The organism is Vibrio sp. ER1A (assembly GCF_000733315.1).
GTDB lineage: Bacteria > Pseudomonadota > Gammaproteobacteria > Enterobacterales > Vibrionaceae > Vibrio > Vibrio mediterranei.
In genome coordinates, this window is the sequence record NZ_JPJA01000020.1 from 1 (window position 1) to 13464 (window position 13464).

General features: G+C 43.0%; 22 protein-coding genes. 17 read left to right on the plus strand and 5 right to left on the minus strand.

The window, feature by feature from the left end; translation table 11 throughout:
* The 3 genes from HW45_RS29845 to HW45_RS03110 all read right to left on the minus strand — a co-directional run.
* On the minus strand, positions 1 to 223 hold a 223-nt coding region (locus HW45_RS29845), incomplete at its 3' end, for a hypothetical protein (protein WP_038224660.1).
* An 8-nt stretch (positions 224 to 231) separates the two neighbouring features.
* Positions 232 to 675, minus strand: coding sequence for a hypothetical protein (locus HW45_RS03105; RefSeq protein WP_051867704.1), 444 nt, complete (start codon positions 673 to 675; stop codon positions 232 to 234).
* The gene (locus HW45_RS03110; RefSeq protein ID WP_235225350.1) at positions 675 to 1355 is read right to left on the minus strand and encodes a TIR domain-containing protein; all 681 of its coding nucleotides are present in this window, start codon (positions 1353 to 1355) and stop codon (positions 675 to 677) included. Before HW45_RS03110 ends, HW45_RS03105 begins: the two co-directional genes overlap by 1 nt.
* A 508-nt stretch (positions 1356 to 1863) precedes the next feature.
* Here HW45_RS03110 and HW45_RS03115 point away from each other — a divergent pair.
* The 15 genes from HW45_RS03115 (at position 1864) to radC (ending at position 10735) form a co-directional block, all read left to right on the plus strand.
* The gene (locus HW45_RS03115) at positions 1864 to 2118 is read left to right on the plus strand and encodes an AbrB/MazE/SpoVT family DNA-binding domain-containing protein (RefSeq protein ID WP_038224662.1); all 255 of its coding nucleotides are present in this window, start codon (positions 1864 to 1866) and stop codon (positions 2116 to 2118) included.
* On the plus strand, positions 2118 to 2471 hold the full coding sequence (locus tag HW45_RS03120; RefSeq protein WP_038224664.1) for a type II toxin-antitoxin system PemK/MazF family toxin: 354 nt from the start codon (positions 2118 to 2120) through the stop codon (positions 2469 to 2471). The genes HW45_RS03115 and HW45_RS03120 overlap by 1 nt, the downstream gene beginning before the upstream one ends.
* 14 nt (positions 2472 to 2485) lie before the next feature.
* On the plus strand, positions 2486 to 2869 hold the full coding sequence (locus HW45_RS03125) for a hypothetical protein (RefSeq protein WP_038224666.1): 384 nt from the start codon (positions 2486 to 2488) through the stop codon (positions 2867 to 2869).
* A 239-nt stretch (positions 2870 to 3108) separates the two neighbouring features.
* The gene (locus tag HW45_RS03130) at positions 3109 to 3531 is read left to right on the plus strand and encodes a DUF2513 domain-containing protein (RefSeq protein WP_038224668.1); all 423 of its coding nucleotides are present in this window, start codon (positions 3109 to 3111) and stop codon (positions 3529 to 3531) included.
* A gap of 11 nt (positions 3532 to 3542) precedes the next feature.
* Positions 3543 to 3794: a hypothetical protein gene (locus HW45_RS03135; RefSeq protein ID WP_038224670.1), complete on the plus strand. Its 252-nt coding sequence runs from the start codon at positions 3543 to 3545 to the stop codon at positions 3792 to 3794.
* Between the two features lie 8 nt (positions 3795 to 3802).
* Positions 3803 to 4012, plus strand: coding sequence for a hypothetical protein (locus HW45_RS03140; RefSeq protein ID WP_038224672.1), 210 nt, complete (start codon positions 3803 to 3805; stop codon positions 4010 to 4012).
* Positions 4013 to 4054: 42 nt separating this feature from the next.
* A complete protein-coding gene (locus tag HW45_RS03145) occupies positions 4055 to 4402 on the plus strand; it encodes a hypothetical protein (protein ID WP_235225351.1) in 348 nt (115 codons plus the stop codon).
* 617 nt (positions 4403 to 5019) lie between these two features.
* A complete protein-coding gene (locus HW45_RS03150) occupies positions 5020 to 5520 on the plus strand; it encodes a hypothetical protein (RefSeq protein WP_038224675.1) in 501 nt (166 codons plus the stop codon).
* A gap of 50 nt (positions 5521 to 5570) precedes the next feature.
* Positions 5571 to 6059 (plus strand): hypothetical protein, encoded by a 489-nt coding sequence (locus tag HW45_RS03155; RefSeq protein ID WP_038224677.1) that lies wholly within the window; start codon positions 5571 to 5573, stop codon positions 6057 to 6059.
* 5 nt (positions 6060 to 6064) lie between these two features.
* Entirely contained in the window at positions 6065 to 6340 is a 276-nt protein-coding gene (locus HW45_RS03160; protein WP_038224678.1) for a hypothetical protein, read from the plus strand.
* 4 nt (positions 6341 to 6344) lie between these two features.
* Positions 6345 to 6650: a hypothetical protein gene (locus HW45_RS03165; protein WP_038224679.1), complete on the plus strand. Its 306-nt coding sequence runs from the start codon at positions 6345 to 6347 to the stop codon at positions 6648 to 6650.
* A gap of 44 nt (positions 6651 to 6694) precedes the next feature.
* Positions 6695 to 8065 carry a DNA sulfur modification protein DndB gene (locus HW45_RS03170; RefSeq protein ID WP_081875747.1) on the plus strand — a complete coding sequence of 457 codons (1371 nt, stop codon included), beginning with the start codon at positions 6695 to 6697 and terminating at the stop codon, positions 8063 to 8065.
* A 67-nt stretch (positions 8066 to 8132) separates the two neighbouring features.
* Positions 8133 to 8309: a hypothetical protein gene (locus tag HW45_RS29690; RefSeq protein ID WP_164491527.1), complete on the plus strand. Its 177-nt coding sequence runs from the start codon at positions 8133 to 8135 to the stop codon at positions 8307 to 8309.
* Positions 8310 to 9020: 711 nt separating this feature from the next.
* On the plus strand, positions 9021 to 9752 hold the full coding sequence (locus tag HW45_RS03180; protein ID WP_038224684.1) for a hypothetical protein: 732 nt from the start codon (positions 9021 to 9023) through the stop codon (positions 9750 to 9752).
* Between the two features lie 494 nt (positions 9753 to 10246).
* A complete protein-coding gene (radC, locus tag HW45_RS03185; RefSeq protein ID WP_038224686.1) occupies positions 10247 to 10735 on the plus strand; it encodes a RadC family protein in 489 nt (162 codons plus the stop codon).
* A gap of 181 nt (positions 10736 to 10916) precedes the next feature.
* Here radC and HW45_RS03190 read toward each other — a convergent pair whose 3' ends face one another.
* Both HW45_RS03190 and HW45_RS03195 read right to left on the minus strand, forming a co-directional pair.
* Complete coding sequence (locus tag HW45_RS03190) at positions 10917 to 11303, minus strand: hypothetical protein (protein ID WP_038224688.1); 387 nt, start codon at positions 11301 to 11303, stop codon at positions 10917 to 10919.
* 131 nt (positions 11304 to 11434) lie between these two features.
* Positions 11435 to 11812 carry a hypothetical protein gene (locus HW45_RS03195; protein ID WP_038224690.1) on the minus strand — a complete coding sequence of 126 codons (378 nt, stop codon included), beginning with the start codon at positions 11810 to 11812 and terminating at the stop codon, positions 11435 to 11437.
* Positions 11813 to 12529: 717 nt separating this feature from the next.
* On the opposite strand from HW45_RS03195, the gene HW45_RS03200 reads away from it, so the two are divergent.
* Together HW45_RS03200 and HW45_RS03205 are read left to right on the plus strand one after the other, a co-directional pair.
* Positions 12530 to 12841: a hypothetical protein gene (locus tag HW45_RS03200; RefSeq protein ID WP_038224692.1), complete on the plus strand. Its 312-nt coding sequence runs from the start codon at positions 12530 to 12532 to the stop codon at positions 12839 to 12841.
* Between the two features lie 49 nt (positions 12842 to 12890).
* A complete protein-coding gene (locus HW45_RS03205; RefSeq protein WP_038224694.1) occupies positions 12891 to 13274 on the plus strand; it encodes a DUF7659 family protein in 384 nt (127 codons plus the stop codon).
* Positions 13275 to 13464: the final 190 nt, after the last annotated feature.

The following is a 13464-nucleotide window of genomic DNA, read 5'->3' on the forward strand; positions in this document are numbered from 1 at the left end:
GCGACTCTGTCGCCGGCTTGTCAGCTAAATCACAGTATACCGATGCACCATGATTTTCTAGTAATTTAATTACCCCAGGTAAGTACTCAGCATCCTTAGATGAGTGAGAGAGAAAAGTATCTTTATTAACTTTAGAGTATGCGGCCTTCAATTTAGCTTGAGAATTAGTCGCTAAGTTTCGGTTAAAACTCTTAAGATCATCAAACGTAGTAAACTGAATCATTAATTATCTTACCCAATAGCTATCATTTTCGTGATAAAGATCAGAAGTGCCAATGACAAGTAAAAGCCCCATACAGAAAACGACAATAAAGATTGAAATTGCAAGGTGGATATTTCTCCTTTCGGCACTACAGAATATAAACTTTCTTCTGTAAGCGTTTTGTTATGCAACTTAGATATGAAGTCATTGTAGGAGTTACGAAAAGCTTTCTCCAAAGCCAAATAATAAGCATCTAAAGCCGTGAATATTATCGTGGGTAAAAAAGCGATATAAGCATAATCTGAGCGGCCTTTATCTGCTACGATAACCAAAACAGCGGAAACCAACGTCACACACCAAGCCTTACAAGCTGAACTATTGGATGCCATACGCTGTATGACACCCTGCAAAATACCTAAATGTGTTTGAATTGAAACAGATTCAGGGTCTATTGTTAGATATTTTTCAGCCATTAGTTCGCCTTATTCTTTATTGCGTGATCAACCCAAGTTGCCATGTTTAGGGCTATATCTTTATATGTATCTGTTGAGCTGGGGTCATAACAAGGAACTACAGACGATAGTTTACTGCCATCTTGAAATTTGATCAGATCGAAGGGGTTTTTACCCTTTCTACTTGTTCCTGTTCGAGGGCATTTTAAATTATGAATATGAATGCCTAATAAAGCTTTACCGTCGTTCCAAGCTTTGATTATTTCATGTTCAACCCAAGGTCTAGACGCAGTTTCACTACCTATCAAAACAACAACACAACGTTTATACTTCATGTTCTGATCAATCCAGTTTTCTACTGCTTTTTTACCAGTTCGTTTTAAAGTTTCCCATTGATTTGGAGTTGTAGGAGCATTGCCTTCAATGCTACCAATATTACGTACTTGTTGGACTCTCATTACGTCATTGTCAAAGTGAAAACTATAAAAAACAGGGACTTTTGCCATAATTATTTCCTTACGAGATTCTTTGCCGATGACTCCACCAATAGCACCCCCAATAATAACTCCCCCCAGTCCAGGAAAAATCAGATGACCTATTACTGAACCGAGAGCAATAGGAACAATGGTTTTAGTTACTCCGGACTCAATATGGATGCTGTCAGGTATGTATTTAGGGTCTTTTAACTGTTTAGTTTGCATTAAAATATCGTGAAATTGGATGTAGCTAACGATGTTGCCATACTACCTCATATCAAACCATTTACATAATATATGCGTGAAATTAGCTCAATTCATAGCAAAAGAATGTTGTAAGTTGCTCTATTGCAATAGTGGTAGGCCATACACCCTTAAAGCCAAATATCGAATATCACAGAGCGGTGATCGTGTTACCTATTGGGCGTGTGACTCGCTTGAACTGGTCTTTCGTGATGTGCTTAAGAAGTGCGGTTACAAAGGCGCATCGCGCCATACAGGCCGTAGAAGTTGGGCAAGTACCATGAATGCTAAGGGTGTGAGCTTAGATAAGATAGTAAGGGCACTAGGGCACTCAGATCCGCAATGCTCGCTTGAGTATATAGACGTTTCAGCTAACCAATTATCTAACAGCGGCTGAACTAGCATTGTGGTTATAACAATGTTGACACGAAGGTTGAAAGGTATACAATTAGTGTTGTTATAACAATGTATCCACTTGCGAGGTTGAGATATGCGCACTCAAGTACGAAAAATTGGTAACAGTCTTGGCAATATAATTCCTGCCGCTTTCATTAAGCAGTTAGGACTTGTTGAGGGTGCAGATATCGAAGTTAAAGCCGATGGTAAAAAGATCACTATCGAACCAATCAAGCGCCCGAAGAAACGCTTCCCGTTCAGCGAAAAAGAACTGCTGAACGGCTTAGATACTCATACGGCCCATGCTGATGAATTAGCTGTTGTCTCTGGTAAGGAGTTAGGCGAGTAATGACTCAGTATATCCCTAAACGCAATGACATTATCTGGTTAGATTTTGAACCCGTGAAAGGCAAAGAGATCGGCAAGTACCGTCCAGCTCTTGTCCTTTCAAGTAAAGAATACAATCAGCAAACAGGGCTACTTATCTGCTGCCCGATTAGTACCAGTATTCGAGGCCAAGCTACCGAGGTTCCAGTAAAAAATCTGGATAAACCTAGTGTTGTTGCATCAAGTTTGATTCAAACGCTCTCTTGGAAAGACCGTAGTGCCAAGAAGATAACCACCGCAGAAAACGGTGTGATGGAAGATGTTTTGCTGAGACTTATCCCGTTGATTGGGGCTGAGTCTTTATTTGAAGAATAAGCGAGGGAAGTTTCATGGCAGAAAAATGCCCTTTCTGTGGCGCAATATTTACAGTAGCTGAAATTGGCGGTGGTGGGATTTGTGGTGCTTGTCGTGAGCCTATTGACTGCCCTAACTGTCACAAAACAATTCGAGAAGAGCGTACCACTGGTAGCTTTAGAGAAACTCTTGTTAAAAAGCCAAATAGCCATCTTTCTCAGCATTTGGGAATCACGGATGAAGAATGGGTAGAACTGGATATTGAACTTAATGCAAATACCAGTACTCATGACGGAATGATTTATTGTTATTGGTTTGAAGTTCCAGAAGGTGCACCGCAAGACACTCTAGATAAAACAGGATGGCAAATTGGAGAGGTTATCGATGACATTCCTGTTTGGGTTGTTGATGCTGACTAGAGTGAGATTCGACCATGATAAAGAATGTAGTAATTGGAATTTTGATCTTACTATGTCTCTGGTTCTATAACAGCAGTAACCTAAAAACGTTTGAAGGATGTGTGGATAGTTACTTTGCACAGTTTACGGGTATAGAAGACCGTACGCGTCGAAGAGTTAGGGCTATTGAAGTGTGTGACGAACTAGTAACGGACGGAAGAGTTTTACCACCACACAATTAAGCTAAAAGGGAGACGATAGTGAGAATTGATTATGAATATTTGAACAACTTTTTAACGTTAGTTTTGGATAGTGGAAAGAGTGACTTCAAACTCAATACTGAACCATTTCAAGCATTGTGGCCAAAAGATGATGAACAAGCGTTAGATAAATTAGTGTTTCATCTTGAGATATTAGCTGACCAAAACTGCCTTGAACCCGCTCTCACTAAGAAAGATAGCATTGGCTTTAGAAGAACTGGTTCAGGGTGGATAGTTAGTATCATACCTCTACGTCTCACAGCTAACGGACATCAGTTTGCAGCTGACTTAACGAAACCAACGGTAATCGAACAGCTGAGAACTTCATTCTCAGATGCAGGGCCTAATGAGGTTGTAAAGATCGCATTTGCTTTAAGCAAGCAGGTGCTTGAGAAGAAGTTGAAACAATTAACCGATCTTTGAGGGAAATGAGCATGGCATTTAAAGAAGAGGTTGAAGTGTTGCTACTAACTGAATCTCATGTCGTTGAGCACATTAGAGGTGTTGAACTTGAGATTGTCAGTGACAAGCTTGTCGCGCACACAGAAACAGAGTTTAAGAATTTACACACTCATAAACTCAAGCTTTCCTATGAAGCAGCAGAGGCGCTTTACATCAAGCTTGGTCAACGACTTAAAACGGCTCAAGAATTGGTCGAAGAAAATTCGGCTATCATTACCGACTAAGGTGGAGCATGGCTACTGATTACTTCGATAAACCTATATGTTTAACTCAAGCCGCAGCTTTGCTCGGTCTTCGAGTCTCCGTTTTAAAAAATGCTTCCCTTAAAAATGAATTGCTTCCTGGGGAAGTCACGCCACCTAAGCGCCATGCGATTGGCTATAGTGGGTTCTATTTCTGTGGCCAAGATGTAAAACGTTGTATGAATGAATTGAAAAAATAATTTATGTCTTATTCGTACCTATACGATTAAGGAGAGATAAACTTGAATATTAGAATCAGTGCTCAACAAAAGAATGCTCTTTTGATGATTCACTTCGTTGAGCTAAAAATGGGTACTCATACTCCAGTGAATACCGGTTACCTTCGCAAGCAAGTTGGTTTCTCTTTGTCTAAAGAGCTTCATCGTAATCACTTTAGTGTTGGGTTGAATAAACTGGTCGAAAACGGATACTTAGTTGTTCAACCTAATACAAATAAGCAACTCAATGTTAGAGCAAGAGATAACGAAATGATGTGGCAGTTGACTCAGAAAGGTCGTATTTATGCTGAAACATTGCATTCCGCTAGACTCAGGCCAAAGCGCTCATACACAAAATCTAAGAAGTCATAAACTTATAAATATATAGCACCTTACTTTTTTGAACCTAACTCAGTTGTAGTTTTGTGGGTTCAAATAAGTGTGCGAGTCTAAGCCTGTTTCTGGCGTTTGTGCTTTTCCTTCTTGTTCCTTTCAATATTCAGTAACATCTCTTGTTCGGTCTCCTCTCTGCTTTCTTTTTCACACTCGTTATTAATTTGGGCGTTACCCTTCGGGTAAGGCTTTTCGCTTGTATCTTTCATCTATGGACTAAGAGTTCCATCCCCCTGAAAAGTCACTATCGTGCCTTCCCTGGGCGTGGATCTCTAAAGTCCTTATCTAAAAGGATATCACTTCAATCCTAAACGCCTTCGTTCCGTTATCACTTCACTGCGCCTCGTCATACTTCCTCGTTACAAAAGCATTTCACTGCTTTCCAATGAAGTTCGAGTAAGGGGTTGGCTTGTCTGTGTCGAGCTTCCTTTACTCGCATCACTGTCTGGCGCTCGCAGGCTGTTAACCATCCTTCACCAGAACCTCATTGACAAGGGTATATGAACGCTAACGCGCCCTTGTCACTGAGAACCATGGCGAAGGACTGGACAGCCAAGCGGCTCCAGAAAGTGATACTCAAACAGAAGGAAACTCCTATGACACAGCCAAACGCAACCCCAACTCTCTCTACATGGCAAAACAGCGACCCACGTTTCGCCGTGGGGCACGAAAGCTCTCCTAAAAATGATATTTCCTTAGTTCTGCGCTCAGAGCATGACTATGAGCAAGCCAAATCAGAACTGGCTTTCTTGGAAGAAAAATACAGTGAGGTAAGTGCAAACGATTTGGAAGCGTTCCATCAGCGTATGTCAGAGCTCGCGACAGCTATCTCATCTTACGAAGGGAAAGTCACTACATCCATCAAGTTGATTGATGGCCCCCTGAAATACAACACAGCTTTGTTCCAAGAATGTGCTCAAAAACCGTTGCTTATTCGTGATGGTGATTCGGGTGACGTCGTCACTCAATACTCTGCTCCAGAAGGGGGATGGACGTTAACGGCGGTGCAAGAGCGTGCCAAAAATCATCCCTGCCAATCCTTTGATAACTTCGATGCCACAGTCGGTTCTTGGTGGCTAGGAAGCACAGAAATCTAAACACGTTCTTGCCGTCTTTATGGCGGCATTGAGAAAGAAGGAGTGAAGTGATGTTTTCAAGTCAAACACACCACCAAACAACAAACCCTGGTACGTGTTCTGAGGTGTTATTAACCGGTCGTCGTCAGCTGAGAAGTCTCAAGCAGAAAGGTCGTGAAGCGCGTCCAGCGATGTCATTAAGTCAAGCGTTTAAAAAGGTACGCCAACTGAAAATGTTGAGCGACCAAAAACGAGCGGAAAAACGTCTGGTCATCGATGCGCTGAAAGCAAGCGGGTTATATCAAGAAGTGTGTCAGTGCCTACCCGAGCAGCGTGTGCTCAGCACGGAAGACATTGACAGATTGCGTCATCGCTTAGCGACCACTACGGCACTCCATGACTGGTCATGGTTCGTCGTAGGAAGCGCATTATTTCAAGGCGTGGTGATGTTTTCTTGCTTTAAAACGGTCACGCCAGCCTTGCTGCTGAAAAGCACTGCAAACGGCTTTGAGTTGCAGTCGTTTCACTTTGATTTTTCCACACAACAATTGATGGGGTAACGGTGATGAAAGGTTCAATAGAAAACGTCACCTATGACCGTTACGGACGCATGCAGTACCACCCTGACTATCATCCTAATCATGGCAAGTCATGGAAACAGCACGATCAAACGTATTTGATTGAGCGCTATGACCTTGATGGACCGGAACAAGTGAGTTTTGCACTAGGGCGTACCATTCACACCATCATGACCAGAGCTTACGAACTACGTAAAGCCGGCTTAATGCCAAAGCCAGCCACACAAATTCATCATCGACGCCTGCGCGGGCTAGGGAAGTGAACCTATGAAAATGCCAACTGTCTTTGCCGCGGTCTCTGAACTGACCGTTCGTGACTTTAGAAAGCAAGCTGTGGTGACACCGAGAAGTCAGTTTGATGTGTATGACGATGACGGGATGCAAAAGTGCAACGTCATTAATTGGTCTGCGGAGTATCAAACGCACGTTTACCAAAAGCTCGACATCGCCACAGTCGATGGGAAGCCGTTGTATTTCGTCGAGACCCATTGTGCCTTAGGGCAAACATGGCTTTGTAGCGAATCCTTTAGAACCATTAAAGAAGTCAAAGGCCATCTGAAAGGCAACGTCTAATTTACTGTTTTAATGCTTTAAATCCAAAAAATGAGGTAACCATTATGTCTGAATTCACTTTTGACATCCCAGCTGTCCGCGGTATCCAAGCAGGCCGTCCGTTTTATACCATCAATGCGCCATTCGGTGTGTTGCAGCGTTTGGTGGCATTCGATACCGGTAATGTCCTGGCACGTTCGCAGCGCGAGGTGAATCCTACTCGTGCTAAGAAAATCTCTCAGTACATCCAAAGCAATCCTGACAGCTACGTATTGACGTCACTCACAGGCGTGATTAATGAGCAGCCAGAGTTTATTGAATCGGAGCATGCCAACGTTGGACTGTTAAAAGTGAGTATGGACTCGGAAATCTTACTCTTCGATGGTCAACACCGAACCACAGGCATCATCGATGCGTTGAAAAGTAACGTTGAACTGCGTGGCCACAATATTCCGTTGATGCTGTTTATGGAGATGTCTCTGGCAGAACGTCAACAAGCGTTTTCAGACATCAATGGGCACACCGTCAAACCCAGTACCAGCATCAGCGATACCTATAATCAACGCGACGACTTACCTAAGTTTGTGGTTGAAATGGCAAAAGACTTAGCGGTGTTTACCCATCTTGTGGACTTCGAGCGTAACGTGATTGGTCGAAGCAGTGAGTATCTTTTCCCTGTCAAAATTTTGAAAGATGCGACGGCGCGTTTATTGTGTGTGAAAGTCACGGATACCTTGAGCGATGAACAGCGTGAAGTGGCACGAGAGTTTTGGAGTGCCTGTGCCAAACCGTTACTGTGGCAAGCGTTTCGTTATTGGGAAGAGTCAGCCGATGAGTTTCGTGCAGGATACCTCTCTTCTCACGGCGTGTTTCTTAATGCACTAGGGGTAGTCGGGCAGTGCCTAATCAGTCAATATGGGACGATAGAGAAAATCAGTGACTTAGGAACGCTGAATATCAAGCGAGACAGTGAAGCGTTTGTGGGTCGCTGTATCGATAAAGTCACCGGCAATATGCTCACCAATACAACGGCCATTAAGTTGACGGTCATCAAAATGCTGTGTCATCTCGATTGTCCAGTGTCACCCGAGCTGCAAGCGTTAGAGCGACAATACTTTCCTGATACGCTGTTTCCTTCTGCTGTGAATGAATCAACGGAACCGGAATCACACCCAGAAGCGCTTCAAGAGGGTGCGGTGGTAGTGAGTGAACCTGAATATCAGCATGCCTTTGCGGATATGGTACGAGAAAAGTGGTCAGAGTTAACCGAGGCTCAAGTCGAAAACTTCTGTGGTCAGTGTGAACTTGTTATCACCGGTTTTGGTGAGACGCTGGACAGCGCCAAACCTGCCGTTCAATGTATGATTAACGCGATGCGTAAGCCTTCGACGGTGCTGCGCACGATTCGAATAAACTACGAAAAAGCCATCGCTTAAAAGTCGAGGGTCGGGACCGACACGATGTCGGTCCTCTCTTATATCGCATTGATAGCAGGAGATAACGATGAACATCCGTTCCCTTTTCTTTAAGATCCAAGATATCTCAGAGCAAGCCAGCATCGAGAGCGGCACCTCATATGATGAGTATATCCGTCTGTTTTCGTTGTACTTTGAGCGTAGCTTTAAGAGACGTTCGACAGAAGCAACACGAATTGCTCGCCAGTTTGGGTATGAGTCTTGATATGGCGCAAGCCAGCGAAAAAACGAAGCCGTTTCATGACTGAAACGGCTTGTTGTAGGTAATCAATAAAGTCTGATTGTCTATCTTCCTTTTGCCCCGAAATCAGTTAGATGATGTACATCTATACGATGTGTGTGTTTATCTTACCATATCTAATCCGATTTTAAGGTTTGCTAGTCTTTGATGCACTCAAACCAATGGAACTAAATCAAAAAGCTCCGATCTCATCGGCCATACCCATCAATAGTCGCAGTCTCATACCTAAACCTCGGTACAAAACAACTAACTAAAAAGCGTCAAGTTCATGAGGCAGCCTCCCAAAAAAAGTACTTGATTGTTTCTTTTTAATGGGAATGAGAATAATATTCATTTATACTCATCTGTATTCATAAGGTAAGGAAGTGCTATGTTAAAGAAAATACATAAACTAATGAGTTATACCGGAAGCAACAACCTACTTTATTTTGTGTTATTGCTTCTTCTTCTTCGGTTTTTCAACCTAAACCAATTTTTCAAAGACATTCATTTGGATGAATCTTTGGGTATAGCGCTTATCACAACAATGTTTTTTTTTATTACCAGCAAGTTACCAAACATAAATCCACGAAAAGATGCCAGCTATAGCGTTCTAGCTACTGCTTATTATCTTGCGCTGTGGTTGCTTCTGTTTTGGGTATTAATTTCTTAAGTGAAAAATAAGGAGATCTAGAAATGTGCTGTAAGATTAAACAATTGATAATGTTAATTGCGTTATTGGTGGGCTTTCCTGCTTTTGGCGCTGATCCTTCGGATAATAACGTTTTCGACTCAAGTCAGTGTACTTACTTGTATCAAAATCAATACTATAGGGTAAAGGCACATCGTGATGTTTGTTTTGGAGTGCCTAATTTAAGTGCAAAAATAATAAACGCTGATGAAAACAACAATACTTACCTGGTTTCTAATGTTGATCAAAGTGACAGTGCAGTTGTTTTTCCAGGTGACGTAATCAAGGCGGCACATTACTTTAAGATTCAGTCCCCCGAAGATTCCATCGTTACACGCATCGACGATGTCATTATATTTATTGACGCAGAACAATTCCCTGATGGTGTTTTTGAACCAGTGCCCCCCCGCAGGCGTGGCAAAAGATCGGCCAGTATTCCACCTTATGCCGCAGCCGCGACTGGTGGCGGAGCGAGCGCAGTCGCTGATACAGGTGTTACACCTCAAAATGTGGTAAATGGTGCTATTGGTGGCATCGTGGGTACGGGTGTGGGCGCAGCTACTATGGCTGTAACTGGGAATCCATATGCAGCAGCTGCTGCAGGGGGGTATGTGGGAAGTAAGTTTACCAAGGCACTTAATAAAGCAACTGCAAGTAGTAGATTAGGTCCAAGCGCGGGAATGAAAGCGCTAGGAACTATAAGAAGTGGAAGCTGTAGTGCGGGTTGTCACGGTTAGTCTAATAGAGTGTTAGAAAAGGCGTTCGTACGGGCGCTTTTGATTCACTGTTTTTCCTTCGCTTCGTAACACTCTAAAGTGATCTTCCCCAGCTAGACTGAGCTTTTAACAAAACGACTTTCTTATACTAAAAGTTATCCGAATTTTTCTAATTTACTTGAATACTCTGACAAAGTTCTGTCCAGAAATGTCTTAGTGCTATCTCTGCTAACTTTGTGATCACCAAGCGATTCTGTCGTACCCTTACTCGACGTTTAACTCCCGTAAATCACTTCTTCTTGCTCATAACGGCGTTTAGTTCGGTACCGTCTGGAAGATGACTAGGCTTGTATGCTGCTTTCCGTGTTCTTTCGTGAATCGCACCTTCCTTTAAACCGTCTACTCTCAGAACCTAGTGAGCAAGGGTATATAAACGCTTCGCGCCCTTGCTAACCAGAACCATGACAGTAGGCCGGACAGTCAGGCGACAACGAAATGAACACTAGGAGTAAGCCATGACTGCATCACTGATTAACTACACAGACACCTCTATTTTCACTGCCGATGAACAAGAAACGTTGGCACACGCTGCTGACATCCTTAAATCAAAACTGATTATCAGCGAACAACCTGCACTGACTGCACCGAACTTGGTTAAAGCGTTTTGTCAGACCTCATTGGCTGCCAAAGAGCACGAAGTGTTCGGCGTTATCTTCCTCGATAACCAACATCGAGTTCGCTCTTCTGCAGAACTGTTCACCGGCACCATCGATGCGGCTTCCGTTTATCCTCGCGAAGTGGTTAAGAAAGCATTGGCTGAGAACGCGGCGGCTATAGTCCTTTACCATAACCATCCCTCTGGCACCGCAGAGCCTAGTCAAGCTGATCGCCGAATCACTAGACGTTTAGCTGACGCATTGGCGCTCGTTGATATTCGAGTGCTCGATCACTTCGTTATCTCGTTCGAAGATACCGTATCGTTTGCTGAACGCGGCTGGCTTTAAGCGGTAGCGGCCTTCGGGCCGCCATTTTCGCTGATCGCATAATTGTCTACGATCGCTCAAAGTGATTTCTGGACAAAGGTTAGCCAGTAGCTTTACTAATGTAACAAACCATGAATTACTTCAGGTATGATAAATCGCTTAGTAAGGTGTCTGGCTGGAGCCGTTCAATAAAGAAAATTAATTAGGTGATCGCCTGTTTGACTGCTGCCACCTGTTTATCAAAGATGGCTTTTGATTCTGTACTACTTGAGCCCACTACTGATACCCATTGCAGCCCAGTCTCATCTATATGCTCAAACTCAACCTGAAGCTCATACTTTTTGATAGTAAATGCAGCAAAAACTATGCCTATGGCAAACGCAAGTGGAGCCATGATTATTCCGAAGCCTCCAGGGGAGATAATCCATACTAGGCTCGATACAATCGCCCCGATCAATAAAATCTTTGTAATATGGTCTTTGATAGAATTTGATTTAACTCTAGCATTTTTTATTTTCGACAAGGCATATTCATCGGACTTGTATCGAAAAGTATTGTTTTTAATTTCAAAGCAATTCGTTGAGATCATTTCATCCTCTTCAATTTAATACATATCTGAGTAACCGCCAACTGCCGCTTTACCTGAGCAAAGCCACCGAAATCTACTAAACCTAAATAAATCCAAGATCGCCTATTTTTAGCAATCTTCTTGAACAATTGTTATGCGACTGGTGATGATAGCTTTGAATTTGCCATTCTTACGATCTGGCGGATGGGCTGCAAATGAATTTCAGCAATAATTGCGGAGGCAAAACCCTTTATCACCACGGGAATGCCAACACAAAAACTAAACCACATTGCGGTGCTTAACTCGGGCTGTTCCCACTGACTAAAAATCGACGATAGAATTGAGGAAAGTAGCAGTGTCAAAGCAATAAGCTGAGTCCAAGTATGAGTCGACACGACAAAAGTATTTGAATAGGCACTTTTACGAATAATCGCCTTACCCGTTAATGCACTCATTTTCACTCGAATACTTACATCGTTACCAGATACTTCATAGCCCAGGGCCACTAACTGATCAATAATTTCTTCCACTCGAAGCTCCTATTTCTGGATCGCATAACGGCCAATTAACGTGTGAGCAACACTGCCACTGCGCTAAAGCAATGCGCCATAAACACTAAGCTCAATCTGAAGTGAGAGCGCCGAGCGTCTAAAATATGGACTTCAGAAATTGCCGAAAGTTTCCGTATAACACCGGCGGATTCTGAGCAACACGATTTTCAACCTGCTCAAACTAATATGAGCATGGTCTTACCCTCTTTCATCGGGTTAGATTTGGTAGGGAAAACGCCCGCGCGTAAAACTGTTAGAGTATGTAATCTAACTGATTTTGGTGTATAAATTATTTGGGCGCTCTCGCTACGCTCGGTTCATTTCGCCTCGCCTGGCGTCGGCTCGTATCGCTAACGTGTGGCGCTGTTATCGAGACAAGCTCGATGCGCCACTACGCTCCAGATACTCAATCACCCAACGCCTACACTCACTTCGTTCGTTGCGCATCGTCGTACCTCCTCTTTGCTATTTCACTGCTTTCCAATGAAGTTCGAGTAAGGGGTCGGCTTGTCTGTGTCGAGCTTCCTTTACTCGCATCACTGTCTGGCACTCGCAGGCTGTTCACCATCCTTCACCTGTTCCCCATTGGCAAGGGTATATGAACTCGCTGCGCTCGCCCTTGCAAATGGCTCTCAGGAGAAGAACTGGACAGCCAAGCGGCTCCAGAAAGTGATACTCAAACAGAAGGAAACTCCTATGACACAGCCAAACACAACCCCAACTCTCTCTACAATGCAAAACAGCGACCCACGTCTCGCCGTGGGGCACGAAAGCTCTCCTAAAAATGATATCTCTGTAGAGCTACTACGGTTTAGACAAGGTTTTCGTGTTGCAAGAGGTAGCAACATTTTACCAGAGCACTTTAAAGCCGCAGGCTTTACTATGCATGATTTTGAGTTCTATCCATCATCATTAATTGAAGTAAAAGCGCGTCTTCCTCAGTTCGTTATTTTAGATTTGTCCACGCCAACCGAGCGCATTTATTCGTTTGACCGCTGCCCGTTTTAACGGGTGGCTTTTCTTTTATTCATTAGCTACATAATAAGGAAACGTAAATATGAAATACCTATCTGATTACACCAAGGATAAACAAACTGAATTATATGATAAAACGGGGGCATTTTTTGCTTTTTCTAAAGAGCAATTCGAAGACGGTAAAAAAGAAGGCATAGAATATTGCCATCTTTTTTCTGGTTTAATTTGTCCACGTGATACCGCACAAGAGGTAATGGCTGGATTAGACAAAATACAAAAAGAGGGGATTGCTCAAGATATCGCGGAAAATGGTAAAGCTGCCATTATTCGCAGAGAGCTATTTAACCATGAATGTTTTTATACTAATGATATTAGTGATTGTATCGATAAGCTTGCAGAGTACAGCTTTACCCGTGACGATATTCAAAATGTGTTCAATCACATTCGAGCAACAGAAGACGTATAACCCTAAAACGAAAACGCCTTGATATTCGCTTGGAACAAATATCAAGGCATGTCCATGATTAATCACTCTAGAGGTTCATAATATGAACACACAAGATACTACACTAAATCAAAATGAATCACAAACTTATGTTTGTACCGCTTTGCCTTTTGAATTAGGTCAAACAGTAATGGGCTTTGTTGCCGAATTC